The organism is Brachybacterium zhongshanense, from assembly GCF_055385755.1.
Map to the genome: position 1 here is coordinate 2,361,476 of NZ_AP043790.1, position 23,898 is coordinate 2,385,373.

At 71.6% G+C, this 23,898-nt stretch carries 22 protein-coding genes; 12 read left to right on the forward strand and 10 right to left on the reverse strand.

Annotation, left to right across the window (positions count from 1 at the left end):
• Positions 1-30: 30 nt before the first annotated feature.
• From ACZ5AJ_RS10630 to ACZ5AJ_RS10660, 7 genes are all read right to left on the reverse strand, one after another.
• Positions 31-1,572, reverse strand: a complete 1,542-nt coding sequence (locus tag ACZ5AJ_RS10630) for a lipase maturation factor family protein (RefSeq protein ID WP_464134073.1) — start codon at positions 1,570-1,572, stop codon at positions 31-33.
• Positions 1,573-1,668: 96 nt separating this feature from the next.
• Complete coding sequence (locus tag ACZ5AJ_RS10635; protein WP_464134076.1) at positions 1,669-2,379, reverse strand: M50 family metallopeptidase; 711 nt, start codon at positions 2,377-2,379, stop codon at positions 1,669-1,671.
• Positions 2,380-2,547: 168 nt separating this feature from the next.
• Complete coding sequence (locus ACZ5AJ_RS10640; protein ID WP_464134079.1) at positions 2,548-2,751, reverse strand: cold-shock protein; 204 nt, start codon at positions 2,749-2,751, stop codon at positions 2,548-2,550.
• A 443-nt stretch (positions 2,752-3,194) separates the two neighbouring features.
• Positions 3,195-4,208 carry a Cof-type HAD-IIB family hydrolase gene (locus ACZ5AJ_RS10645; protein ID WP_464134082.1) on the reverse strand — a complete coding sequence of 338 codons (1,014 nt, stop codon included), beginning with the start codon at positions 4,206-4,208 and terminating at the stop codon, positions 3,195-3,197.
• A 420-nt stretch (positions 4,209-4,628) separates the two neighbouring features.
• The gene (locus ACZ5AJ_RS10650; protein ID WP_464134085.1) at positions 4,629-6,617 is read right to left on the reverse strand and encodes a glycoside hydrolase family 127 protein; all 1,989 of its coding nucleotides are present in this window, start codon (positions 6,615-6,617) and stop codon (positions 4,629-4,631) included.
• 145 nt (positions 6,618-6,762) lie between these two features.
• Positions 6,763-7,773, reverse strand: coding sequence for a LacI family DNA-binding transcriptional regulator (locus ACZ5AJ_RS10655; RefSeq protein WP_464134089.1), 1,011 nt, complete (start codon positions 7,771-7,773; stop codon positions 6,763-6,765).
• Positions 7,761-8,813, reverse strand: coding sequence for a LacI family DNA-binding transcriptional regulator (locus ACZ5AJ_RS10660; RefSeq protein WP_464134093.1), 1,053 nt, complete (start codon positions 8,811-8,813; stop codon positions 7,761-7,763). The genes ACZ5AJ_RS10655 and ACZ5AJ_RS10660 overlap by 13 nt, the downstream gene beginning before the upstream one ends.
• A gap of 219 nt (positions 8,814-9,032) precedes the next feature.
• Here ACZ5AJ_RS10660 and ACZ5AJ_RS10665 point away from each other — a divergent pair, with 219 nt between their 5' ends.
• Genes ACZ5AJ_RS10665 through ACZ5AJ_RS10675 form a run of 3 tightly spaced genes read left to right on the forward strand, consistent with a single transcriptional unit; the run spans position 9,033 to position 12,028 of the window.
• Positions 9,033-9,842 carry a ThuA domain-containing protein gene (locus ACZ5AJ_RS10665; protein WP_464134095.1) on the forward strand — a complete coding sequence of 270 codons (810 nt, stop codon included), beginning with the start codon at positions 9,033-9,035 and terminating at the stop codon, positions 9,840-9,842.
• Positions 9,839-10,957: a Gfo/Idh/MocA family protein gene (locus ACZ5AJ_RS10670; protein WP_464134098.1), complete on the forward strand. Its 1,119-nt coding sequence runs from the start codon at positions 9,839-9,841 to the stop codon at positions 10,955-10,957. The genes ACZ5AJ_RS10665 and ACZ5AJ_RS10670 overlap by 4 nt, the downstream gene beginning before the upstream one ends.
• 21 nt (positions 10,958-10,978) lie before the next feature.
• Entirely contained in the window at positions 10,979-12,028 is a 1,050-nt protein-coding gene (locus ACZ5AJ_RS10675; RefSeq protein WP_464134101.1) for a LacI family DNA-binding transcriptional regulator, read from the forward strand.
• A 24-nt stretch (positions 12,029-12,052) separates the two neighbouring features.
• On the opposite strand, the gene ACZ5AJ_RS10680 is transcribed toward ACZ5AJ_RS10675, so the two are convergent.
• Positions 12,053-12,658 (reverse strand): hypothetical protein, encoded by a 606-nt coding sequence (locus ACZ5AJ_RS10680; protein WP_464134104.1) that lies wholly within the window; start codon positions 12,656-12,658, stop codon positions 12,053-12,055.
• Between the two features lie 185 nt (positions 12,659-12,843).
• Between ACZ5AJ_RS10680 and ACZ5AJ_RS10685 the strand changes: the two genes are divergently transcribed.
• The 8 genes from ACZ5AJ_RS10685 to ACZ5AJ_RS10720 all read left to right on the forward strand — a co-directional run bounded on the left by ACZ5AJ_RS10685 (position 12,844) and on the right by ACZ5AJ_RS10720 (position 19,871).
• On the forward strand, positions 12,844-13,194 hold the full coding sequence (locus ACZ5AJ_RS10685; RefSeq protein WP_464134108.1) for a MarR family transcriptional regulator: 351 nt from the start codon (positions 12,844-12,846) through the stop codon (positions 13,192-13,194).
• 79 nt (positions 13,195-13,273) lie between these two features.
• A complete protein-coding gene (locus ACZ5AJ_RS10690; protein WP_464134112.1) occupies positions 13,274-13,972 on the forward strand; it encodes an ROK family protein in 699 nt (232 codons plus the stop codon).
• A 103-nt stretch (positions 13,973-14,075) separates the two neighbouring features.
• Positions 14,076-14,348, forward strand: a complete 273-nt coding sequence (locus tag ACZ5AJ_RS10695) for a DUF1684 domain-containing protein (RefSeq protein ID WP_464134116.1) — start codon at positions 14,076-14,078, stop codon at positions 14,346-14,348.
• Positions 14,349-14,578: 230 nt separating this feature from the next.
• Complete coding sequence (locus tag ACZ5AJ_RS10700) at positions 14,579-15,127, forward strand: TetR/AcrR family transcriptional regulator (RefSeq protein ID WP_464134119.1); 549 nt, start codon at positions 14,579-14,581, stop codon at positions 15,125-15,127.
• Between the two features lie 19 nt (positions 15,128-15,146).
• Positions 15,147-15,893 carry a TVP38/TMEM64 family protein gene (locus tag ACZ5AJ_RS10705; RefSeq protein WP_464134122.1) on the forward strand — a complete coding sequence of 249 codons (747 nt, stop codon included), beginning with the start codon at positions 15,147-15,149 and terminating at the stop codon, positions 15,891-15,893.
• 250 nt (positions 15,894-16,143) lie between these two features.
• Positions 16,144-18,237, forward strand: a complete 2,094-nt coding sequence (locus ACZ5AJ_RS10710; protein ID WP_464134125.1) for a PTS sugar transporter subunit IIA — start codon at positions 16,144-16,146, stop codon at positions 18,235-18,237.
• Between the two features lie 7 nt (positions 18,238-18,244).
• Positions 18,245-19,402 carry a mannitol-1-phosphate 5-dehydrogenase gene (locus ACZ5AJ_RS10715; RefSeq protein WP_464134129.1) on the forward strand — a complete coding sequence of 386 codons (1,158 nt, stop codon included), beginning with the start codon at positions 18,245-18,247 and terminating at the stop codon, positions 19,400-19,402.
• 199 nt (positions 19,403-19,601) lie between these two features.
• Positions 19,602-19,871 (forward strand): HPr family phosphocarrier protein, encoded by a 270-nt coding sequence (locus ACZ5AJ_RS10720; protein WP_464134131.1) that lies wholly within the window; start codon positions 19,602-19,604, stop codon positions 19,869-19,871.
• A 140-nt stretch (positions 19,872-20,011) separates the two neighbouring features.
• On the opposite strand, the gene ptsP is transcribed toward ACZ5AJ_RS10720, so the two are convergent.
• On the reverse strand, positions 20,012-21,730 hold the full coding sequence (gene ptsP, locus ACZ5AJ_RS10725) for a phosphoenolpyruvate--protein phosphotransferase (protein ID WP_464134134.1): 1,719 nt from the start codon (positions 21,728-21,730) through the stop codon (positions 20,012-20,014).
• 170 nt (positions 21,731-21,900) lie between these two features.
• The gene (locus ACZ5AJ_RS10730) at positions 21,901-22,965 is read right to left on the reverse strand and encodes an ABC transporter permease (RefSeq protein WP_464134137.1); all 1,065 of its coding nucleotides are present in this window, start codon (positions 22,963-22,965) and stop codon (positions 21,901-21,903) included.
• Between the two features lie 134 nt (positions 22,966-23,099).
• Between ACZ5AJ_RS10730 and ACZ5AJ_RS10735 the strand changes: the two genes are divergently transcribed.
• A complete protein-coding gene (locus ACZ5AJ_RS10735) occupies positions 23,100-23,666 on the forward strand; it encodes a TetR/AcrR family transcriptional regulator (protein ID WP_464134140.1) in 567 nt (188 codons plus the stop codon).
• Positions 23,667-23,898 lie beyond the last annotated feature (232 nt).

Sequence of the window (23,898 nt, forward strand, 5' to 3'; positions counted from 1 at the left end):
AGACACGGGCCCGGCGCTCGGGCCCGGTGCTCAGCGGTCGGGGCCGTAGGAGGCGTCGGGGGCCCCTGCCATCTCGGCGACCACACCGAGGTCCGTGCGCACCCAGGTCGCGCCGTCGCGCCGCCTCTCCTCGGCGGTCGCGAACCGGTACTCGAACAGCCGGACCCGGAGCGCCGTCGGGCGTGCACCGCCGAAGGGGTCGGTGCGCAGCAGGCGCCGGATCGGACGGTCGCCGTCGCGCAGTCGCTCCAGCAGCGCCACGAACCAGTCCTCGGCGCGGGGGCGCAGGGCCAGGAACCACATCTGCCAGTCGAGCCGCAGATGATAGGGCGCGAACTGGCGGGGTCGGCGCCGCACGTCACCTGGCTTCCCCCGGAGCTCGAACGCCCTCCAGCCGTCGTCGGCCGGCCCGTCGTCGACCGGCCGGTCGAGCCTCCCCTCCACGACGACCTCCAGCCGACGCTCGGTCATCGACCCGAAGGCCCCATAGGCGTTGACCAGATGGAAGCGGTTGAAGCTGGCATTCATCAGCTGATCCCGCGAGAAGAGGGTGGCCACCGGCTCGCGGCTGAGGATCACCAGACCCACGAAGACCGCCGCGATCAGGAGAGTCCACCACAGCGGCGAGCCCGCTCCAGAGGCAGGACCGACCGTACCAGCGGAGACGGGACCTGTCTCGAGGAGTCCTTCCCAGCCCCATCCGGGGAACGGGCCGCCGAGCAGCCAGTGCCAGCAGCCGTCGCTGATCGCCGAGGTCGCCACCAGGATCGTCAACCAGTTCAGCCACGCATAGTTCCCGGTCACCACCAGGAACAGCTGCGTCAGGATCACGAGGCCCGCACCGAACGAGGCGAACGGCTGCGGAAGCAGCACCAGCCAGATCGCTCCGAGCTGCACGACATGGCTGCCGAGCACCTCGCAGCGATGCCACCAGCGCGGAGCCAGGTGGGCGCGACGGCTGAGGGGACCGGGCATCGGCTGGGTCTCATGGTGGTGGTCCATCGCGGTCAGATCCCGCCACGAGCGGTCTCCGCGCATCTTGATCATGCCCGCCCCGAACTCGACGCGGACCAGCAGCCAGCGCAGGAAGACGATGATCAGCATCGGCGGAGCGACAGCATGGGATCCCAGCAGGCCGACGACGAACCCGGTCTCCAGCAGCAGCGACTCCCACCCGTACCCGTAGAACACGCGTCCCAGGCTGTGGATCGACAGGTACAGCCCCCACATCGCCCAGAACACGAGGACCGTCGTCCAGGCGGGCCCCTGCTGCGGAAGCCCCAGCACGGTCGCCACGCCGAGCGCGACGCCCACGGCGCACACGATCCGCAGCAGGCGATCGCTGTACGGGGTCCATCGCCAGTGGAACAGGCTGGGCCGACGGCGGGCTCCGGGCATCTCGAGCAGGTCGCCGACCGGAAGCAGCCCCCGCTCCCCCAGCAGCGCGGGGAACTGCTGCAGGCTCGACCAGAACGCCAGCACGCACACGACCGCGGTCCCCCGCTGGATGATCTCGCGGGAGATCGTGTAGTCGCTGCCGTCGAGCAGCGCTGCGAGCACGGTGAGATCCATGACGATCACCTCCCTGTCGGTTCGCCCGGGGATCCGCTCTCGGTGCTCCTCCCGATGCTCCTCCTCCGGGAGCACGATGGCGAGCGGGTGCGGCGATCAGATCAGGTGCGGGGCGAGCGCCGTCCACGACCCCCAGGTGCAGGCGGCGAGGACCAGCACGAAGCTGAGGATCCATGCCCAGGCGGGCAGCACGGTGAGCTGGGCCAGCTGGGCGGGATCGTCCGATCCGCGGTTCGCGCGGATCACCGCACCCACGTGCCTCCATGCGCCCAGCAGCAGGAACACCCCGGCGGCGAGCGCGACCAGCGCCGCCGTCGCAGGACTGGCCCACCACCACACGGCCCCGAGCCCGAGGATCACGCCCAGCACCGCCGCCAGGGTGTGCAGGGATCTGGTGAACACGAGCGACACCAGCAGGATCGCGAGGGCGGCCGACAGCGCGGTGCGCGCCCAACCGTGCAGAGCGACCTGCACGAGCACGGCTCCCAGCAGCGCCGGCGCGGGGTACCCGGCCCAGGCTGAGATGATGCGGCCGATCCCCCGACGGGGGCCGACGGTCACCGCATGCCCGGACATGTCCGAGCTGACGACGAACCCCGTGAAGCGCCGCCCCACAAGGATCCCGGCGATCGCATGGCCGAGCTCATGGACGATCGTCACCGCGAGCCGCGCGAACCGCCACAGCGGGGGCATCAGCACGAGCACGGCGGCGACGGCGACGGCGGCGAGCACCCACCAGGTGCTCGCCGGGACGGGCCCGGGCTGGATGCGTTCCCAGACGTCCTGGGCGAGGCGCGAGAGGTCCATCCCGTCATGGTCGCAGGTGGAGCCGGGACCGCGCTGGTGACCGCCCCGGAGCAGGACGAGCCCGGCATCGTCCGGCCTGCACGTGGCAGGACCGGTCGATGCCGGGCTCGGACTCCGTCCCCGTCACCGCGTCCCGCAGGAGCACGGCCGACGGACGGCGGAGGACGCTCAGATCGCGCGGATGTTCACGGCCTGCAGGCCCTTGGGGCCCCGCTCGGTCTCGAACTCGACGCGCTGGTTCTCGACCAGGTCGCGACGGCCGGTGCCGATGATCGCGCTGAAGTGCGCGAACACATCAGCGGAGCCGTCCTCGGGGGCGATGAAGCCGTAGCCCTTGTCGGAGTTGAACCAGGTGACGATGCCAGTTGCCATGGCGGTATTCCTTCTGTCTGCTTCGGGCCACGGTCGTGACCCGATATCCATCGCGGCGATCGCCGCTCAGGAGTCTGGACACCCCGACGGGACGCGCTCCGGGCGGAGGCGCGTCGAGGTGTGGTCTGTGGTGGGTGCAGGGATGGTGCCGGCTGCGGTGTGAGTGATGTGAACCCGTTCTCGTCGTGATGAGCGCGACCGTCGTCGGTCAGCCCCCGAGGGGTCCTGCGCCGTGCGCGCCGCCCGCCGGTATCCGGAGCGACCCCCTGCGGGGCCGCGCCCCTCCGGCTGATGATGCCGGTGATCGCGGACGACGTCGACGAGCCTACGGCACGTGGAGCCCGACGACGGGAGATCTGTGACCCAGTGCACGAGCGGCCTCTTGCGCGTCCCCTCCTGCCGCGTCGTGCATCCATCAGCGAGAGCCGATGTTCGATGGGGGATCAGCGCGCCCCGGCTCGCGTCCCCTCGATCTGATCCGCAGGTACCGCATCCGCGTCGATGTCGAGCAGATGCTCGAGGACGCGCACCACGCCGTCCTCGTCGTTGCCCGGGGCGAGGTAGCGCGCGGCGGCGACGATGTCGGGATGGGCGGCCGCCATCGCGAAGGACCACTCGGCGGTCCGGTACATCGCCAGGTCGTTGAGGTAGTCGCCGAACACCGCGGTCTGCGACGGCGCGATGCCGAGGGAGTCCTGCAGGGCGCGCACCCCGCGCCCCTTGTCTGCCGCAGGGTTCATGACATCGATCCAGTGCCTGCCGGAGACGACGACCTGCTGGGTCCGCTCGAAGCGGGTGAACGCCTCGGTTCCGGCGGTGGCCTCGGCGTCGACCGCATCGTGCACGGCGAGCTTGAGGATCCCGCCCTCGATGTCGGCGACGTCGGTGAGATCCTCGACGACCTCGAGGCTCCTGTAGTAGGTGCGCGCCTCGCGGAGGAACTCCTCGTCGGTCCGCTCGACGTAGGCGGTGCGCACCCCGCACACCACCAGGCCGACGTCGTGGATGCCCTCGGCCGCGCATCGCCGCACCGCATCGATCACCTCGAGCACGGCGGTGCGATCGACGACGACCGTCTCGACGACCTCGCCGTCACGGATCACCAGGGTGCCGTTCTCGGCGACGAAGGTGGTGGTGCCGCGCTCCCCGCCGAAGGTCTCCGCGAGCGTCGCGTACTGGCGGCCGCTGGCCGGGACGAACAGGATCCCGCGCTCGCGCATGCGCTCCTGCAGCTCCCAGAAGCGCGCCGGGACCTCGCCCTGCGGGGTGAGCAGCGTGCCGTCCATGTCGCACACGACCAGCCGCACGTCCTGACCCCCGGCGGGGATGTCGGTCCAGGACCGCGCACGGTGCGTCGCGCCGGCGACCGAGCGCTGCGGGTCGGCGCCGGCGCCGGCGCCAGCATCGGCGTCAGGGTCGGGATGGGGCGAACGGGAATCGAGCTGGGTGTGCGTCACCCTCCCATTGGAGCATCCCCGGGACATCCGCCGGGCGACGGAGTGCCCTGGAGCACTCCGTCGCCCGGATGCGACCGGGACGCGCCCGGTCGGCGCCTCCCCGGCCGACAGGTCAGAGGCCGACGGGCAAGAGCCCGATGGGTCAGAGGCCCAAGCTGCGTGAGACCTCCGTCTGCCCCGGATCAGCGCGCTGGCGAGCATCACCAGTGCGACCATGAACAGCACGGCGAGTGCGTCGCCCAGCAGGTTCGCCGTCACCGGACAGTCTTGCGAGGCGGTCCAGAACTCGCGCCGCAACCGTCCCGCGGCGGCGTCGGGAGATCCTGGCTCCCGAGCCGCTGCACCAGCTGGTCCCGACGCAGCTGCGCATGGACGGCGCCGGTGGGATCAGGTGCCAGAGCACCGGAGGGGAACCGCGGATCAGCTGCCGGTGGGGAGCCAGATCCGCATCGCCCCGGGGCCGCGATCACCCCAGGTCGAGAAGGGGACGAGGACGGCATCGACGGCGACGCCCTCCTCCGGGTTTGAGCCGGCGGCACGCAGCAGCGGGCCGGCGTCGTGATGGGCGGCCGCCCGGACGACGAGCGCGGGCAGGGTGCCGCCGGACGGCGCCGGGAAGGCCTCCTGGACCGCGGCACCGGACGGGACCGTGAGGTCGTCGACCTCGACGCCCTCCGGGAGATCGGCCTGCTCCAGGCAGTAGACGACGGGGCCGCGCTCGAGGGCGACGCAGCCGCGGGTGGCGTCCACGCGCGGATGCGAGACGGTCCAGCGCGCGGGCATGTCCAGCACCACCACCGCGCCGTCGACCTCATCGGGCCCGAGAGCGAGGCGGCCCGAGGCGATCTCCTCGGCGGTGAGCGCGCGGGCCTCTCCCCCGCCCACGGCGATCGTCCCGCTCGCGACCCATCCGGGGATCCGGAGCACGATCCGGGAGCCGGGGTGCAGCTCGGCGGCAGGCGCGAGAGAGAGGCGGATCTCGCCGTCGGCCGGGTAGGCGGTCGCGATGCGCAGCGTGCCGTGCCCCACCTCGGCGGGCAGGTCGATCTCGCCGGCGGCGTGGTGGAGGACCTCGAGCGCTGCGCCGTGGCCGTCGGCCACCGGGCGAAGCGCCGCGACGTACGAGCCGAGCTGTGCGATCGCCCGGGCGATGTTGGGCGGGCAGCAGGCGCAGGAGTACCAGGGCTGGCGCTCCGCCGGCGCGTTCTCCTCGGAGAAGCGATCGGGCCGGCGCTGCATCGGGTTCGAGTAGAAGAAGCGGGTGCCGGTCGCGTCGACGGACGCGGCCAGCGCATTGTGGATCTCGCGCTCGACCACATCGGCATGGCGCGGATCGTCGGTCGCGAGCATCATCCGCCAGGTCCACTGGAGGTCCGCGATCGTCGCGCAGGTCTCGGCGTAGGCGCGGTCCGAGGGGAGCTCGTAGTCGTTGCCGAAGGACTCGTCCCGGTGACGGGAGCCGAAGGCGCCGGAGAGGTACATCTTGCGCTCGTGGACGCGATCCCACTGCTCGCGCATCACCTCCAGCAGTGCCTCCTCGCCGGTCTCGAGATGGAGGTCGGTGACGCCGGCGTCGAGGTACAGCTGACGGACGGCGTGACCGATGGGATCCACGGCCTCGCGCACCGGCAGGTGGTCCTGGAAGTAGTGGTGGCCGAAGCCGTCCCGCGGCAGGATGTCGCGTCCGCGCTGGTCGATCAGATGCTCGGCGAGCCGCAGGTGCCGCGGGTCCCCGGTATGCCGGTAGAGCTCGACCAGGGCAGTCTCGATCTCCGGATGGCCGGGGACGCCGCGCTCCCGACCGGGACCGAAGCGACGGTCCACGAGATCGACGAACCGCACCGCCATCTCCAGCAGATCGCTGCGCCCGGTGGCCCGGTCCAGGGCCACGGCCGCCTGGATCCAGTGACCGAGGACGTACATCTCGTGCGTCCAGTGCAGCTCGGCGAACCTCTTCTCCGGATGCACGCCCTGGATCCAGGTGTGCAGGTATCCCGAGGGCTCCTGGACGCGACCGATGAGCGCGATCATGTCATCGAGCCACGCGTCGTGCGCGGTGGTGCCCGAGCGTCCGATCTCCCAGGCCACCGCCTCGATGACCTTGTAGAGATCGGAGTCGGCGAAGACGAAGCCGCGGTGCGGCGCACCGGACTCCCCCACCACCCGGCGGAAGTTGTCGATCACGCCCGAGGTCTCGAGCTGCTCGATGCAGTGCGGGATCGTCGCCTCGGCGTTCAGACGCTGCCAGGCGCCGAGCGGGCCGCTCTCGTCCAGGCGGATCGTGCGCAGGTCCAGCGGGCGAAGGCCCGATCCTGCGGCGCCGGAGCGCGGGACGGCGGGGGCGAGCAGGACGCTCGGGGCCTTCGCGGATGCCGCGGCGGCGATGGTCGGTCGGGACTCGGTGGCCAACAGATGCTCCTCATCAAGCGGTGACGCGGTTCATCCTGGGGCCACGGATAAAGCGTTGTCAACGCGAGTCAACCGACGAGAGGATCACGGATTGGCAACGACAGGTGAGCGCGGGGCCGACGGAGCTGCGAGGGGCGCGCGGGGCTCAACCACCGGAGGAGGCGCGGATGACCAGTGAGGTCTCCGCCGTGACCCGGCGATCCGGGCCCTCCGCGCCGTCGAGCCGATCGGCGAGCATGTCGACGGCGAGCGCGGCCATCTGCTCGACCCCGGGATCGACCGAGGTCAGCGGCGGCGTGGTGAAGGCCGCCTCCTCGGTGTTGTCGAAGCCGGTGAAGGCGACATCCTCGGGGATGCGCAGCCCCGCGAGCGAGACCGCCCTCAGCGCGCCGACCGCGACCGCGTCGTTCACGCTCATCACCGCGTCGACCTCGATCCCGGACCGCAGGAGCCCGACCATCACCTCGAGCCCCGACTCGCGACGGTCCCAGTCGGCGCCGCTGACCACCAGGCGCGGATCGACCTCGAGGCCGGCCTCCTCGTGCGCGGACGCGTATCCCCGGCAGCGCGGGCTGCGCCCGGGGTCCAGCCACGGCTCGCCGACATAGGCGATCCTGCGCCTGCCCCGGGCGATGAGGTGCCGGGCGGCGCTCAGCGCGCCGTCGAGCTCGCCCATCACCACGCAGTCGATGCCATCCACGGGCGCTCCGCCGACCTGGACGACCGGCGAGCGCGGAGTGCGGCCCGCCAGCAGATCGGGGGTGAGGAAGTGCGGGCACACGATCACGCCGTCGGCGTCGGCGGTCGAGAGGCCCAGCACCGCCTCGCTCTCCGCCGTCGCATCCCGGGACAGGCGCATCGTGGTCGTCCACCCCCGCCCCTCGAGCGCGAGGATGAGCGCCTCTGCCATGCGCGCGAAGTAGGGCTGGTAGAGGTTCGGGACCACGATCGCGATGCGCCCCGCCGACCCTCGCGCGAGCCCGCGGGCCGCCGTCGACGGCACGTACTGCATCTCCTCCGCCGCCCGCCTCACCAGGGCGCTCGTCGCGTCGGAGACCCTGATCCGACCGACGCCGGTGCCGTTGAGGACATGGGATGCAGTCGCCGGGGACACTCCGGCCCGCCGGGCGACGTCCGCCAGGGTCACCCGCGCCATGAGGACGCTCCTCCCGCGGGCAGCCCGCCGGGCAGGGTCCCCAGCGTCGACTCCCGCCGCACCAGGGCCACCGGGACGATCGATCGTCGCAGCGGCAGCCGGTCGTCCTCGAGCCGGGTCCGCAGGAGATCGACCGCGCGACGAGCGATCTCGGCGACGCCGATGTCGACCGTGGTCAGCGCCGGGGTCGTGAAGCGGGTGTCCTCGAGATCGCCGTGGCCGACGATCGCGATCGGATCGGGAACGCCCCCGCCCCGCTCGAGCAGGAGGGACAGCGCCCCGATGGCCAGCTCGTCGTCGGCGCACACGAGCGAGTCGGCGTCGGGATGCTCGATCAGCGCCCGGGCTGCGAGCTCTCTGCCCGCTGCGCGATCGGGTGCACCGATCGGGCGCAGCACCGGTGCCTGGGGGAGCTCGGCGACCAGACGGCGCACGTACTCGTCCGCCCGCCCCGACGGACGGGCCAGCAGCACCGGTGCCCGTCGGCCGAGGGTCTGCAGATGACGGACGACGGCGAGCGCGGCGGCGGCATCGTCGGGATCCACGAGGTCGTATCCCCCAGCAGGCCCGTCGGGGGATGCAGGTCCGTCGGCCTCGGGAGGCCCCTCCCCCGTCGTCACTCCGACGAGCGGACCGGCCGACGACGAGGCGTCGAGGCCCTCCGGCAGCGGACCGACGTGGATGACGCCGTCGAAGGACGCTCCGATGGCGTCGAGCGTCTGACGCACCCGTCCGGCCCGTCCGTGGGAGGGCTCGATCGAGACCAGCAGCCCCTGCCTCTCCGCCTCCGTGACCAGCTCCTGGAGCATTCTCGAGGCCGTCGGCGCCGTGAGGTCCGGGAGGGAGACCGCGATCACGCCGGTGCGCCCCGTGCGCAGCGAGCGGGCGTGGGTGTTGGGCCTCCAGTCCAGCTCGCGGATGGCGCGGCCCACCCGGTCCCGGACGTCGTCGCTGATGTTGGGGTGGGCGTTGACGACTCGGGAGACCGTCTTGACCGAGACTCCGGCCCGGGCTGCGACCTCGCGCATCGTCGCCGCCATGCCTCTCCTGACCGCCGCGTGACCTGCGCACGCACGCACCGGCGAGGATACCGCCTGGACGGCCGGTCGGGGCGGCCGGCTTTGCGCGCGACCCCCGCGGGGAGCATGATGGTCCGATATCGATTCGATTCGATCACTGCGGCGCGGAGCAGCGCCGCCCATCGAACGCAGCGGAGCACTGAACCCGCTGGACGCATTGTCCGAGGAAGGACACATCGCATGACCACAGCCTCCGCACCCCTGCGGGTCACCGTCTGGGGCGAGAACCGCCACGAGCAGCGCGACGAGCGCGTGCGCTCCCACTACCCCGAGGGCATGCACGCCGCGATCCGCGACGGCATCGTCGAGAACCTCGGCGACGGCGTGAGCACCCGCATCGCCCTGCTCGACGACCCCGAGCACGGCCTGAGCGAGGAGGTCCTCGCCCGGACCGACGTGCTCACCTGGTGGGGGCACATGGCGCACGACGAGGTCTCCGACGAGGTCGCCGAGCGCGTCCAGCGCCATGTGCTCTCCGGCATGGGGCTCGTGGTGCTGCACTCGGGCCACTGGTCCAAGCCCTTCGTGAAGCTCATGGGCACCTCCTGCACCCTGCGCTGGCGCAACGAGTCCGACCGTGAGCTGGTGTGGACGGTCAACCCCTCGCATCCGATCGCCGAGGGCGTCCCGCATCCGATCGTCATCCCCGAGCAGGAGATGTACGGGGAGCACTTCGACATCCCGGTGCCCGACGAGCTCGTGTTCGTCTCCAGCTTCTCCGGCGGCGAGGTCTTCCGCTCCGGCTGCACCTTCCGGCGCGGAAAGGGCAAGATCTTCTACTTCTCGCCCGGAGACCAGGACTACCCCGTCTATCAGCACAGGGACGTCCGCCGAGTGATCGCCAACGGCGTGGCCTGGGCGCGCCCCGCCTCCGCGGACCGCACGGCGCCCTTCCTCGACCGCTACCCCACGGACTGGTTCCTCACGGGCGAGGGCGGCCAGGGCGTGGGCGACGCCGAGGCCGCCGGCAAGGACGGGGCAGAGGCGTGAGCGCGCCCGTGCGCACCGTCGTCGTCGGCGCCGGCGCCATGGGCAGGGCATGGATCTCGACCGTGCTGCGATCGCGCGGGGCCGTTCTCGTCGGCGTCGTCGACGTCCTCGAGGGCGCCGCGGAGCGGGCCGCCGAGGAGCTGGTCCCCGCCGAGAGCCGCTCTCGCGTCGCCGTCGGCACGGACCTGCTGGAGGTCGCCCGCCGCGCCGAGGCCGAGGCCGTCGTCGACGTGACGATCCCCGACGCCCACCACCGGGTCACGGCCGACGCGCTCCACGCGGGCCTGGCGGTGCTCGGCGAGAAGCCGTGCGCGGCGACCCTCGCCGAGGCCGTCTCCCTGGCGGGGCATGCCGAGACCACGGGGCGGCTGTTCATGGTCTCCCAGTCGCGGCGCCACAACCCGCACCTGCGCGAGGCCCGCCGTCTGGCCGATGAGCTCGGCGGCTCCGGCATAGTGCGCACGCGCTTCTCGCGCGCTCCCCGCTTCGGCGGGTTCCGCGAGGAGATGGCGCACCCGCTGATCGTCGACATGGCGATCCATGCCTTCGACGCCGGACGGGTGCTGGTCGACGGCGATCCGGTGTCCGTCGACGCAGTCTCCTTCAACCCCGCCTGGAGCTGGTACGACGGGGACGCGGCGGCGAGCGTCACGATCCGCTACGACTCCGGGGCGGTGCATGTCTACGAGGGCTCCTGGGCGTCCCCCGGCTTCGAGACCAGCTGGAACGGGCAGTGGTCGCTCTCCTGCCCGCGCGGCACCGTCCAGTGGGACGGGGACACGGCGCCGTCGGCGACCGTCGAGGACGGCACGGAGCAGGCGGGGCGCACCCCCGGGGCCGACGAGCTGTGGGAGCTGGACTCCTCGCTCGACGTCTTCTGCCGGGCCCTGCGGGACGGCTCCGTCCCGGAGTCCGAGGTCCATGACAACGTGTGGACGCAGGCGATCGTCGAGGCGTCGGTGCGCTCTGCCGACGAGCACCGCCGGGTGCTGCTGGGCGACATCCTCGACGCCGCCCTCGCCGAGGCGCGCACCATGGATGCGGCCGACGGACGCAGCTCCTGCCTCGCGTCGTGGGAGGATGGCCGGGCCGGCCTCGCAGCCGCCGGCCGCTGACCTGGGGCGAGAGGGGGACCGGTGAGGAAACCGGCGGACAGCAGCGATCCCGGGCGCAGGCCGCCCACCAGCCAGGACGTCGCGCGCCTGGCGGGCGTCGCGCAGTCCACCGTCAGCTACGTCCTCACCGGTTCCCGCCCCATCTCCCAGGCCACCCGCGAGCGCGTCGAGGCCGCCATCGAGGAGCTCGGCTACCACCCCAACTCCGGCGCCAGGGCTCTGCGCTCCCGCCGCAGCGGGGTGATCGGGCTGATGGTCCCCGACGCCGACGGCGAGCGCACCATCACGATGCGCTTCGTGGGCACCATCGCCCGCGAGACCCGACGCCTGGGCTACGACCTGCTGCTGGTGACCGCCCAGGAGGGTGCCGACGGTGTCCGGCGGGTGGTGCGCACCGGCATCTGCGAGGCGCTGATCCTGATGGAGGTCTCCCGGCGCGACGAGCGCGTGGACGCGCTGCTGGAGTCCGGGCTGCCGTTCGTGCTGATCGGCAACCCCGAGGACCTGCCCGACGGCTCCGCCGTCGACCTCGACTTCGAGGCCCTCGGCCGGATGGTCGTCGAGCACGCCCTGTCCAGGAGCGCGCAGGAGCTGATGATCCTGGGCGGTGTCGAGCACGTGCGCCATCGCAGCGACGTCTCCCGCTTCCTCACGGGCGTCGAGGACGCCCTGGCCGGCACGCCCCTCGCGCTCGTGCTCGACGACGGGCCGGTCTCCGAGCTCCCCCAGCGCTTGCGTGCGCGGATCGGAGATCCCGCCGAGGACGGCTCTGCCACCGGTGACCCGGACCGACGGGTGCTGCTGTTCGGGCTCGGGGGGATCGGCGAGGTGCTCTTCGCGCTCGCCGCCGACTCGCTGCTCGACGATCCGCGGATCGGCATCCTCTCGCTCGACGATGACGACCACTCGGACCTGAGCCCTCTGCTCCCCCGCATCCCACGGATGGACCCTCGTCGCGACGAGATCAGCGAGCTCGCCGTCCAGGAGCTCGTGCGCCTCCTGCGCGAGGACAGCGCGAGCCCTCGGGTGAACCTCGTCCCGCCGCGCGAGCTCGGCGCCGACGGACGCTGAGCGCACTGAGCACTCTGACGATCCTCAGCCGTGCGCGAGGATCTGCAGCCCTATGACGGCGAGGCCCAGCAGCGCCTCACCGCCGAGCACCGCCACGCGCTGCAGAAGCGTCAAGGGCACCCGTCGGGCGGCCAGATAGCCGAACAGCACCAGGACGACGACCAGCGCGATGCTCGAGGCCTTCAGCGCAGCCTCGACGTCCCACCCGGTCAGCGCCGAGATCGCCAGGAGCACGAAGGGCACCGAGACGGCCTCCAGCCCGCCCCGCGCCACGAGCAGCGCATGTCCGATCTCCGCCCGGGTCACCATCCGCTCATGCACGACCAGATGAGAGATCAGCTCCGCGGTGAACATCGCCAGCAGCGCCCCGATCACCGTCACGCCAAGAGTCGAAGCGGCCTCGCCCACGCTCACGTGACCATGCGACGCGAGAGCGAGCACCACGGCGAGCGCCGCGAACGAGATGTAGATCCGCTCCTTGAGGCGCTCCGCCCGCTCCTCCCGCTCGTGCCTGCCGACCGGTCCGTCCTCATACTCGGGTGCGGGCGCTCGGACCGCCCCGGCCCCGGCAGCCCCGCCAGACGGCTCGACGGAGCCGCTGCGCAGGACGTCGTCTGTGCCATCAGTCATCGGCTGCCCCTCACGACGAGCAGGTCCGCTGCAGTCCTGCACTGCGACAGAGAATACCGAGCGGTCGTTCACGATCTGTCGAGCGCCTTCACCTCCGAAGCCTCTTCAGACGCATTCTGTCGGGCCTTCGACAGAAATCGACGCATGTCGTTGCGCATCGCCCGTACCGCCTCGATCCTGTCGGGATGAGCCGTGCGACCACGAGGCCGTTCCGCGGCGCCGACCACGAGGTGGTGCTGGCGCTGCGGCTGCACGGACCGTCCACGCGCGCCGAACTGGTGCGCCGCACCGGGCTGTCGAGGGCGACGGTCTCGGCCGCGACCAACCGGCTGCTGGGCTCAGGCCGCCTCGAGAGCCTGGGCCCGGAGCCCGCGCAGCGCGCAGGACGGAGCCCCGTCGGCCGCACCCCCGAGCTGCTCGCGCTGAGCGTCTCGGGCGCCGTGCTGCTCGGCGTCGAGTTCGGTCACCGGAGGGTCACCGCGACCGCCTTGGACGAGGCGCATCGCATCGTCGGCAGCTCCTTCCACCGACCATGAGCAGACCGCCCCGTGGCCGGAGCGCCTCGCGATCGCGTTCGCGCTCCAGCGCGACCTCGGCATCCCCGGACGCCGCGACGTGATCGCCTTCGGACTCGGCGTCCCCGGGCGCATCCCGGAGCGGGAACGGACGACTGCGCTGCTGACCTCGACGTTCGCGGAGAACGTCTGCCCTGAGGTGCGGGCGGACAACAATGCCCGTCTCGCCGGGCTCGCGGAGTCCGTCTGGGGAACGGGACAGGATCTGCAGAGCTTCGTCTACCTGCGTCTGATGGACGGCGTGGGCGGGGCCCTGATCAGCCACGGCACGATCTACGACGGCCTGCACGGCACCGCCGGCGAGTTCGGGCACATGACCGTGGACCCCGGCGGTCCCGCGTGCCGCTGCGGCAAGCACGGCTGCCCCGAGGCCTACGTCTCCCGCGAGCGGATCCTCGCCGCCACCGCACAGCGCTCCCTGGCCTCGTTGCGCGAGGTCCTCGACGCCGGCGACGCCCGCCGGAGGGAGATCATCGCGGAGGCCGGCCGACGAATAGGGGTGGTCCTCGCCAACGCCTGCACCGCCCTGGACGTCCAGGGCGTCGTGCTCGGCGGTGACCTCATGCTCCTCGGAGATCACCTGACCGATCCCTTGAGCGACGCCCTCGCCGAGAGCCTCATGCCGGAGCGCGCCGGAGCCGTCGGCGGCATCGTGCTCGTGCTGCGCGACCCCACCATCTCCCTGTCCGCCGCCACCAGCACCAGCACCAGCACCCGGAAAGCACGCATCTCCCCATGACCAGGCCGAACATCCTTTTCTTCATGACCGATCAGCACCGGGTCGACACTCTTCCCTGCTACTGCCGTGGCTCGAGCAGAGGCTCGAGGTCGCCGGCACCGCCGTGCTCGAGATCGGCGGTTCTGAGGTCGAGCTGACGGTGACCGGGAGCTCGAGCATCCTCTTCACCGATGAGACCTCGGGCGAGGAGACGCCCGCATGGCGGGTGGTCACCGCTCGGATCGATGGGGAGGAGATCCGGGTCGACCTGAATCGCGCGGTGGACTTCCCGTGCGCATTCAGCCTCTGGGCGACCTGCCCGAAGCCGCCGGCGGGAAATCACCTGCCGTTCCCGGTGCGTTCGGGCGAGCGTGCTGTCGACGCGACGGAGCGCTGAGGACCTGTCCGGATGAACCTCTGAAGACCCATCGAACTCCCATTGATCGGTATCGCCGTTGCGCAAGGGGAACGACATGCACGTCACAATGAGGCGGATACCTCTATGACCTCGGGCTGCAACAAGTTGACTGCACTCCCGCCAGGTGTTTGCGTACGTTCATGCTCCCTCCTTCCCCTTCCGCAGAGACCTCAGCTCCCCGCCCTCGAGCGGGCCGTGGGCGTCCGACGGTGATCGCCCGCCCGGTCGTGAGCGCGGCGGCGCTGCGGCTGTGGAGCGAGAAGGGCTTCGACTGCGTCAGCTGGGCTGACATCAGCACGGCGACCGGCGTCAGCACGCGCACCCTGCTGCGCCACTTCTCCACCAAGGAGACCCTCGCATGGACGGGGATCGGTCCCGCGACGGCCGCCCTCCGGGAGTCTCTCGCGACGGTCGACTCCGGCGACCTCGCCCAGGACCTGCGCACCGCCGTCGTCCGCTCGACGACCGCGGCCGACGCCGACACCCAGGCGATGGGCCACTGGCTGCAGGTCATCTCCAGCGCCCCGACGCTGATCGCGACCTCCGTCGAGGCGCACCGCGAATGGATCGAGGCGCTCCGGAGCTTCCTGGCCGAGCGTCTTCCCGACGCTCCCGGCCCCGTCCTCCACGGCATCGCCGTCGCCTACCAGGTGGCGACGTTCGACGCTCTCCTGGAGTGGTCGGCGTCAAGCAAGGACGGACTGCCCTCCGAGGCCGTGGACATCGTGCTCGCGCACCTGCCTCTCGCCGCTCGCTGACGACACTCCGGCCCGAACCATGCCCACGACGCCCGATGCGACCGGCGCCTCCGCCGCACAGGACGCGGGGGACGCAGGCGGCGCCGCTGACGCAGCCGGCGCCGATGCAGGGAAGGGCCGCGCGCGACTGGCCTGGAGCACCTCTGCCCGCAACGGAGCCCTTGCGCTCGCGGTGCTGGCGATGGTGTGGCTGGCCTTCAACGTCCGACTGCCCGATCTGAGCACGCTGCGCGAGGACATCCAGGACCTGGGACTGTGGGCGCCGCTGGGGTTCGTGGCTCTCTATGCGGTGGTGGCCCTCACCCCGATCCCGGTGACCGTCACCGCCGTCGCAGGCGGGATGGTCTTCGGGCTCGGCCTCGGCACGGGCCTGTCGATGCTCGGCGTGGTGCTGGGCTGCTGGGGCGCCTACTGGATCGCCCGTCTGCTCGGGCGCGAGGTCGTCCTGCGCCGCCTCGGGTCGCACGCCGCCGTCGTCGAGGAGAAGCTCGAGGACGGCGGCTTCTGGGCGGTGTGCACGCTGCGGCTCATGCCCGGACTGCCCTACTGGCCCGTGAACTACGGCAGCGGAGCACTGGGCGTCAGCAACCGGGAGTTCCTGCTCGCCACCTCCCTCGCCTCGCTGCCCGGGCAGCTCTCGCTCGTGGCGATCGGCACCTTCATCACCGACCCGGGCCTGCGTCAGGGGATCGCCGTGGTGTGTGCCTGGGCGCTGGTGATCGTGCTGACGATCCTGGCCTTCCGCCGCTGGCGCTCGACCCGCTGAGGCCTCTCCTCCTGCTGCGGACCGCGCTGCGGGTCCCCGACGACCGATCCCTCGATCTCCCCCAGATCAGAGGACACGAATCCACTCAGCTGTGACGCGGAGCACTCTCGCCCTCGACTGAACGGGCGCCGTCGGAGAAGCCCGCGCTCCGCACGTCGGGCGATCCCCCGTCGGCGCGGCGCGCCGACCGGTGCGCTGAGCCGCCCAGACCGGGGTCCATGGCGTCCCCGGATGTCGATGAGGACTCCTGATGAGCACAGCAACCGAGGCGCCCAGCGGCTTCAGCCCGCGCGTAGCGCTCCAGAAGGTCGGCACATCACTGTCGAACATGGTGATGCCGAACATCCCCGCCCTGATCGCCTGGGGCATCCTCACCGCGTTCTTCATCGCCGACGGCTGGACGCCGAACGCCCAGCTCGAGACCGTCGTCGGCCCGATGATCCACTATCTGCTCCCGCTGCTGATCGCCAACACCGGCGGCAGGATGATCTACGAGGCGCGCGGCGCGGTGGTCGGCGTGATCGCCACCATGGGTGTGATCGCCGGCTCCGACTGGCTGATCGCCCAGGAGAACGCCCGGCTGCTCGAGCAGTGGATCGCCGACGGCAATGCGGCCGCCGACTACACGGAGCTCGGGCAGGTGCACATGTTCATCGGCGCCATGATCATGGCGCCGCTCGCGGCCTGGCTGATGAAGCGGCTGGACCGGCTGTGGCAGGACCACATCCCGGCGGGCTTCGAGATGCTCGTGAACATGTTCTCCGCTGGCATCTTCGGCTTCATCATGCTGGTGGTCGGGTTCTTCGGCCTGGCGCCGATCGTCAACGGCCTGATGAGCCTGCTGTCCGACGGCGTGGGTGCGCTGGTCGACGTCGGCCTGCTGCCCCTGGTCTCGATCCTCATCGAGCCGGCGAAGGTGTTCTTCCTCAACAACGCGATCAACCATGGCGTGCTCACGCCGCTGGGGATCTCCCAGGCCGCGGAGAACGGGAAGTCGGTGCTCTTCCTGCTCGAGGCCAACCCGGGACCCGGCGTCGGCATCCTGCTGGCCTACACGGTCTTCGGGCGCGGCGCGGCGCGCGCCTCCGCCCCGGGTGCCGCGATCATCCAGTTCTTCGGCGGCATCCACGAGATCTACTTCCCCTATGTGCTGATGAAGCCGATCCTGATCCTCGCCGCGATCGGCAGAGGCATGACCGGCGTCGCCATCAACGTCGCCTTCGGCACGGGACTCATCGCGCCCGCCTCGCCCGGCTCGATCTTCGCGATCTTCGGCGTCGCCGCCCGCGACTCCTATCTGGGCATCGCCCTGGCGGTCTTCGGAGCCGCCGCGGTCAGCTTCGTGCTCTCGGCGCTGCTGCTGCGCATCGGCAAGCAGGAGGACGGCGACCTCGCCGCCGCCACCGCAAGGATGGAGCAGATGAAGGGGAAGAAGTCCTCGGTGGCGGGAGCCCTGGTGGGCGACTCGGCCGCCGGAGACGATCTCGTCGCGCAGTCCGCAGCCGCCGGTCATGACGGCCCGATCTCCCGCATCGTCTTCGCCTGCGACGCCGGGATGGGCTCCTCGGCGATGGGGGCGACGGTCCTGCGCAAGAAGGTCCGTGCGGCGGGCTTCGAGGACATCGAGGTCACCAACAAGGCCATCTCCTCGCTCAGCGACGAATGGGACGTGGTGGTCACGCAGAAGGAGCTCACTGATCGGGCCCGTCAGCGCACCGGCTCGGCAGTCCATGTCAGCGTCGACCAGTTCATGAACTCGCCCCGCTACGACGAGGTCGTCGAGCTGGTCCGCCAGCGCAGCTCCGGCGGTGGTGCAGGAGCGGCCGACGACGGCGGCGCCGGAGGTGGCGCCGACGAGGCCGCTGCGGCCCCGGCGCGCGGAAGGCGCGCCGCGGACGTGCCCCCGCGGGGCGGGGAGATCCTCTCCCCCGACTCGATCGTCCTGGCAGGCTCGGCCGACAGCGCCGAGACCGCGATCGACGAGGCCGGCGGCCTGCTCGTCGCGGCCGGAGCCGTCGACGAGGGGTACGTCGCCGCCATGCACGACCGCGAGGCCTCGGTGTCCACCTTCATGGGCAACGGCCTGGCCATCCCCCACGGCACCAACGAGGCCAAGGGGACCATCCGCCGCTCCGCGATGACCTTCACCCGCTACCCCGAGGGCATCGACTGGAACGGCAACGAGGTGCACTTCGTCGTCGGCATCGCCGGCGTCGGGGACGAGCACCTGGTGCTCCTGCAGAAGGTCGCGATGACCTTCTCGGATCCCGCGCAGGTGGAGAAGCTCGAGAGGGCCTCCTCCGCCGACGAGATCCTGTCCATCTTCAGCGAGACCGGGGAGTGATCCTTCCATGAAGGCTGTCCATTTCAGAGCGGGCAACATCGGCCGCGGATTCGTCGGGCTGCTGCTGCACGAGGCAGGGTACGAGGTCGTCTTCGCCGACGTCGCCGACTCCCTCATCGATTCCCTCCAGCAGGCCGATTCCTACCTCGTGCGGACCGTCGGGCAGAGCCCGACGCAGACCGTCGTCGACGGGTTCCGGGCGGTGAACTCGAAGACCCATCCCGACGAGGTCGCCGCGGAGATCGCCTCCGCGGACATCGTCACCACCGCCGTCGGCGCCCACATCCTGCGCTTCGTGGCGCCGAACATCGCCGACGGCATCGCCCGGCGCGACCCGGACACACCCCGTCTGGCCGTGATGGCCTGCGAGAACGCCATCAACGCCACCGACCTGCTCGAACAGGAGGTGCGCGCCGCCTACGCCGGGGACGGCGCCTCCCGTGAGCCGCGCGGCGACCTCGACAGCAGAGCCCTCTTCGCCAACACCGCCGTCGACCGGATCGTCCCGGTGCAGGACCCCGACGCCGGCCTCGACGTCACCGTCGAGGACTTCCACGAATGGGCGGTCGACCGCACGCCCTTCGACGGAGCCGAGCCCGCCGTCCCCGGCATCACCTGGGTCGACGACCTCGGGCCCTACATCGAGCGCAAGCTGTTCACCGTCAACACCGGCCATGCGACGACCGGCTGGGCGGCGGGCCACGCCACCATCGCCGACGCGATCGAGGACCCTGCCGTGCTCGCAGCGGTCCGGGCGGTGCTCGCGGAGACGTCAGCGCTCCTGGTCGCGAAGCACGGGTTCGCCGAGGAGACCCAGCAGGCGTACGTCTCCACGGTGCTGGGCCGCTTCGCGAACCGGGCGCTGCCCGATCCCGTGGAGCGCGTGGGGCGCTCCCCGCTGCGCAAGCTCTCCCGCCATGAGCGCATCGTCGGCCCCGCTGCGGAGCTCGCCGAACGAGGGCTGCCCCGCGACGGCCTGCTCGCCGCCCTGTCGGCGGGACTCGCCTTCACCCCCGAGGGCGACGACGAGGTCGATCGGCTGCAGGAGATCCTGCGCACCGCCGACGCCGACGCCGCGAGCGCGGAGATCACAGGACTGGAGGAGGACCATCCGCTGCACGCGGCCGTGCGCGAGCGCATCGCCGATCGTCAGCAGGCGCTCTGAGCCCCTCCCGCCGACGGATCCGTCGGGCGCGATGCTCCCGCCATCACGTGATGCTCCCGTCATCGACGGCGCATCGGGACCGGTTGCTCCCCACGCCCTCGGATCCGTCGGATATCGTCCGACCCGTACACCTCCCGGCCGAGACCGTCCGGGGCACCACCGGCCGCCGCCGCGGCCCCTCCCACCGAAAGGCACTCCCATGGCAGAGCGCACCGTCAAGATCGCCAGCTCCTCCGGTCTCCACGCCCGCCCGGCGACCATCTTCTCCAAGGCCGCCGCCGAGCAGCCCGCCGCCGTCACCATCGAGAAGGTCGGCGGCAGCCCCGTCGCCGCCTCCTCCATGCTGATGCTCATGACCCTCGGCGCCGGCAAGGGCGACGAGGTCGTCCTGCGCGCCGAGGGCGACGGTGCCGAGGAGTCCGTGGCGGCCCTCGCGGCGCTGCTCGAGACCGACCTCGACGCCCAGTGATCGCCTGCTGGGCGGGCGCCTGCCAGCGCTGACCCGGCATCGGCACGGGAGAGCCCCCGACCTGCACCATCACGGTGGGGATCGGGGGCTCCTCCGTCGGCGGCGACACAGCGTCGGCACCGCAGCGGATGACCGACGGGTCAGAGGCCCAGCTCGCCCAGGATCGGCAGTCCGGCGCGGACGGCGTCGCGGGCGTCCTCGGCGGTGCGCGCGGTGACCGCCGCGGCCGCGAGCTCCCGGGCCTGGTCGAGGGACACGGTCGACAGGACCTTGGCGACCGCCGGGAGGGAGCGCGGGGTCATCGACAGGCTGTTGACGCCCAGTCCCACGAGCACCACCGCGAGGCCCGGATCCCCCGCGGCCTCACCGCACACGCCCACGGGCTTGGCGGCCTTCTCCCCGAAGGACTCGGGGTCGCCGCCGGCGGTGCGGGCACCGTCGCAGGTGGCCTTCACGAGGGCCAGCACGGCCGGCTGCCAGGGGTTGTTGAGGTGGGCGAGGGAGCCCAGCTGACGATCCGCGGCCATCGTGTACTGGGTGAGGTCGTTGGTGCCGATGGACACGAAGTCGCAGGCGGTCAGCTGACGGTCCGCGATCAGTGCGGCCGACGGCGTCTCGACCATGATGCCGGCCGGAGCCAGGCCCCGCTCGGCGCACAGCGCCGCGAAGTCCTCGGTCTCGTCGACCGTGGCGATCATCGGCGCCATCACCCAGGGCTTGGCGTCGGACTGCTTCGCCGCGGCGGCGATCGCGTCGAGCTGGTTGGTCAGCACCGAGCGCTTCTCCCACGAGGTGCGGTAGGCGCGGACGCCGAGGGCCGGGTTCGGCTCGTCGGCGTCGGTGAGGAACGGCAGCGGCTTGTCCGCGCCCGCGTCGATCGTCCGCACGACGACCTTCCGGCCGGGGAAGTGCGCGAACACCTCCGCGTAGGCCGCGGTCTGCTCCTCGACGGACGGCTCGTCCTCGCGGTCGAGGAAGAGGAACTCGGTGCGGAACAGGCCCACGCCGTCGGCGTTGGCCGCATGGGCCTTCTCGGCGTCCTTGGCGCCGCCGATGTTGGCCAGCAGCTGCACGCGGGTGCCATCGGCGAGCACGCCGCCCCCGCCCTCGTAGGTCAGGGGGTTCTTCTGCAGCTCCGCCCAGGCCTCGGCGAGGCGATGGTGCTCCTCGGTGACCTCGTCGGTGACGGTGCCGTAGCCGGAATCCACGAAGACCTCGGTGCCGTCGGCGAACTCGTGGATGCCCTTGCAGGCGACGATCGCGGGAAGTCCCAGCTGGCGGGCCAGGATCGCGGTGTGGGACTGCGGTCCGCCATCGGAGGTGACCAGGGCGATCACCCGCGTCGGATCGAGGGTAGCGGTGTCGGCGGGGGCGAGATCCACGGCGGTGAGGATGAACGGCTCGTCGAGCTCGGGGATGCCGGGGGCCTGCTCGCCGCGCAGCTCCGCGACGATGCGGGCGCGCACGTCGCGCACGTCGGTGGCACGCTCGGCCATGTAGCCGCCGAGGCCCTCGAGCATCGAGGCGACCTGGTCGCCGGCCTCCCAGACCGCGCGGGGCGCCGACTTGCCGGCGCTGAGCACGAGGCCCTTCGCGGTGTGCGCGAGCGACGGATCCGCGGCCATCTGCGCGGTGGCCTCGAGGATCGCCTGGCCTCCGCCGGTCGCGCGCTCGGCCAGCCGCGTGAGTGCCTCCTGCACGGCCGCCGCCGCGACCGGGATGCGCTCGGCCTCGGTCTCCGGGGCCACGCCCTCGGGGATGGTCTCGTCCGCCGCGGGCTCGACGACCGGCGGCGCCATCGTCCGGATGGTGCCGACGACGCGGCCGGGGCTGACTGCTACACCTGTGTACTGGGCCATGACGTGCCCTCTCCTCTGCCGATGTCTGGACTGCGGTCGGGGCGCGGAGCACAGGCGTGGACGACCCGGCCGCGCCGCGGCGACAGCGCCATCGTACGCATTGCGCGTGCTTCCCACCTGGGTCCTTCGGCACGGTCCGGGCGGCCACGACCCACAGCAGACCCTGGAGATCAGGCTGCGTGCGGGTGAGCGCCGACCGCGGCGCGACGGGACCGGAGCAGGGACAGGCCCACCATGCCGGCACCGACGACCGCCCAGCAGCAGAGCACGACGTTCTCCATGCCGGCGCCCTGGCCGTCGAAGAACGCAGCGGAGCGGACCAGGGTGCCGGAGGCGCCGATGGGGAGCAGCTGACCGATGAGTCCCCACGAGCTGGGCAGCCACTGCCAGCCGGTGGCCATGCCGGACAGCGGGTTGCCGACGAACATCATCAGCGCGCCGCCGATGCCGAGGCCCGGGAACCCGAGCAGGGACTCCATGCCGAGCACGAACAGGGAGATCGCGGCGGTGCCGAGGGAGAGCGCGAGAGCGGTCTTCACGTAGCTGCCGTCCACCGAGCCGAAGCCGAACTGGAGGATCGCGATGACCGCGAACCCGACGGCGAGAGAGGCGAGGAGCGCGCCGATGATGCGCATGACGGGACTGCCCTTGAGCACGGTGGACAGCAGCACCGCGGAGATCATGCCGCCGAAGGCGAGCGGCATGGCGAGGGCACTCAGGCCGGTGCCGTTGGGGTCATCCTCCGTGAGCGGGGCGACGTCCTCGGTGGTCACGGTCACGCCCTGCGCAGCGAGCCCCTCGCCGACGCTGCCCAGCAGCGAGGCATAGGCGGTCCCTGCGCCGCCCGCGGTGATGATGGTGACGGCGCCGTCGGCGTCGATGCTGATGCCGCCCACGGCCTCGCGGTCGTGGACCGCGTCCTCGACGGAGGCGATGGAGCTGTGGACGGTGACATCGAAGGCGTCCGGATCCGCGGCGGAGAGGGCCGAGGAGAGGGAGGCGACGGCCTGCTCGGATCCGGAGACGGCGATCGGGAGGTCCTTCGGACCCGAGTTGATCGCCGGGGCCAGGAACGCGAGCACCATGAGAGAGACCGCGCCGGCGAGGCCGACGACCACGCCGATGAGTCGCAGCCCGACGGAGGAGGCAGGGCGCTCGGCACCGGCGGGGTCGCTGGGATCGGCGGGATCGGCGGGATCGGCGGGAGCAGTGGTGGTCTCGGTGGATGTGCTCATGGAGCTCATCTGCGGCAGGCCGGTGACGACCGGCATCATCCGGAGCATTTTACTCCGTTTACGATGTGGAGCGTAACCCTCCGGTTGCGATGCGGCAAGATGGATGGCGACCGAGGAGAGATGGAAGGCATCACATGAGAGCCGATGCGCAGGCCAAGCGACAGGCCCTGCTGAGAGCGGCATGGGACCTCATGGCGGAGCGCGGTCCCGACGTGCCCCTGCGCACGGTCGCGCAGCGAGCCGACGTCGGAATCGGCACCCTCTACCGCCACTTCCCCACTCGCGAAGCGCTGGTGCTGGGGCTCCTCGACGACTTCGGCGGGCGTGTGACCGCCATCATCGAGGATCATCTCGAGCGATGGGACGAGAATCCGGAGGCCGTGTGGCGCGGGTTCGTGACCTCGCTCGCGGAGCTCGGCTTCGGCGAGATCGCCTTCCAGATCGGCCCTCTCGCGACCTCATCCACCCTCCTCGTGAAGAACACCCAGGAGCGGCGCGATCGGATGATCACCACGCTGGAGAGGATCCTGGATGCCGCACGCCGGGCAGGGCTGCTGCGCGAGGACGTGCGCCCGGAGCAGTTCATGGTCACCCTCGCGGCGCTGTCGCGGCCGCTGCCGCCGCAGGTCCAGGAGCTGGTGCCGGACCATCGTTCCTGGATGGTCGAGGTCTACCTGCGAGGGCTGCGAACGGAGGGGTGAGCTGCACTGCTGGCCGACGACGGAGCGGAGGGAGCAGGATTCGAACCCGCGGTGCAGGGTCAATGCACAGTGGTTTCCACGGCCACCGCATTCGGCCGGCCTGTCAACCCTCCTGGTGGCGTCGCTGCTGATCACGAGCATTTCCGGTGCTCTGGTGCGGGTGAGGGCTGGGATGGGTGACCACGATCTGACCACTTTGCCCTCGAGGGCGTGCCTCGGGCGGGCCTGGTGG

Excerpts from the sequence above, each read along its gene's own strand:
- ACZ5AJ_RS10710 (WP_464134125.1), top strand. The coding sequence starts at position 16,144 with ATGAGCACAGCAACCGAGGCGCCCAGCGGCTTCAGCCCGCGCGTAGCG.
- ACZ5AJ_RS10705 (WP_464134122.1), top strand. The coding sequence starts at position 15,147 with ATGCCCACGACGCCCGATGCGACCGGCGCCTCCGCCGCACAGGACGCG.
- ACZ5AJ_RS10635 (WP_464134076.1), bottom strand. The coding sequence starts at position 2,379 with ATGGACCTCTCGCGCCTCGCCCAGGACGTCTGGGAACGCATCCAGCCC.
- ACZ5AJ_RS10715 (WP_464134129.1), top strand. The coding sequence starts at position 18,245 with ATGAAGGCTGTCCATTTCAGAGCGGGCAACATCGGCCGCGGATTCGTC.
- ACZ5AJ_RS10655 (WP_464134089.1), bottom strand. The coding sequence starts at position 7,773 with ATGGCGCGGGTGACCCTGGCGGACGTCGCCCGGCGGGCCGGAGTGTCC.
- ACZ5AJ_RS10630 (WP_464134073.1), bottom strand. The coding sequence starts at position 1,572 with ATGGATCTCACCGTGCTCGCAGCGCTGCTCGACGGCAGCGACTACACG.
- ACZ5AJ_RS10640 (WP_464134079.1), bottom strand. The coding sequence starts at position 2,751 with ATGGCAACTGGCATCGTCACCTGGTTCAACTCCGACAAGGGCTACGGC.
- ACZ5AJ_RS10735 (WP_464134140.1), top strand. The coding sequence starts at position 23,100 with ATGAGAGCCGATGCGCAGGCCAAGCGACAGGCCCTGCTGAGAGCGGCA.
- ACZ5AJ_RS10730 (WP_464134137.1), bottom strand. The coding sequence starts at position 22,965 with ATGAGCACATCCACCGAGACCACCACTGCTCCCGCCGATCCCGCCGAT.
- ACZ5AJ_RS10660 (WP_464134093.1), bottom strand. The coding sequence starts at position 8,813 with ATGGCGGCGACGATGCGCGAGGTCGCAGCCCGGGCCGGAGTCTCGGTC.
- ACZ5AJ_RS10685 (WP_464134108.1), top strand. The coding sequence starts at position 12,844 with ATGAGCCGTGCGACCACGAGGCCGTTCCGCGGCGCCGACCACGAGGTG.
- ACZ5AJ_RS10720 (WP_464134131.1), top strand. The coding sequence starts at position 19,602 with ATGGCAGAGCGCACCGTCAAGATCGCCAGCTCCTCCGGTCTCCACGCC.
- ptsP (WP_464134134.1), bottom strand. The coding sequence starts at position 21,730 with ATGGCCCAGTACACAGGTGTAGCAGTCAGCCCCGGCCGCGTCGTCGGC.
- ACZ5AJ_RS10680 (WP_464134104.1), bottom strand. The coding sequence starts at position 12,658 with ATGACTGATGGCACAGACGACGTCCTGCGCAGCGGCTCCGTCGAGCCG.
- ACZ5AJ_RS10665 (WP_464134095.1), top strand. The coding sequence starts at position 9,033 with ATGACCACAGCCTCCGCACCCCTGCGGGTCACCGTCTGGGGCGAGAAC.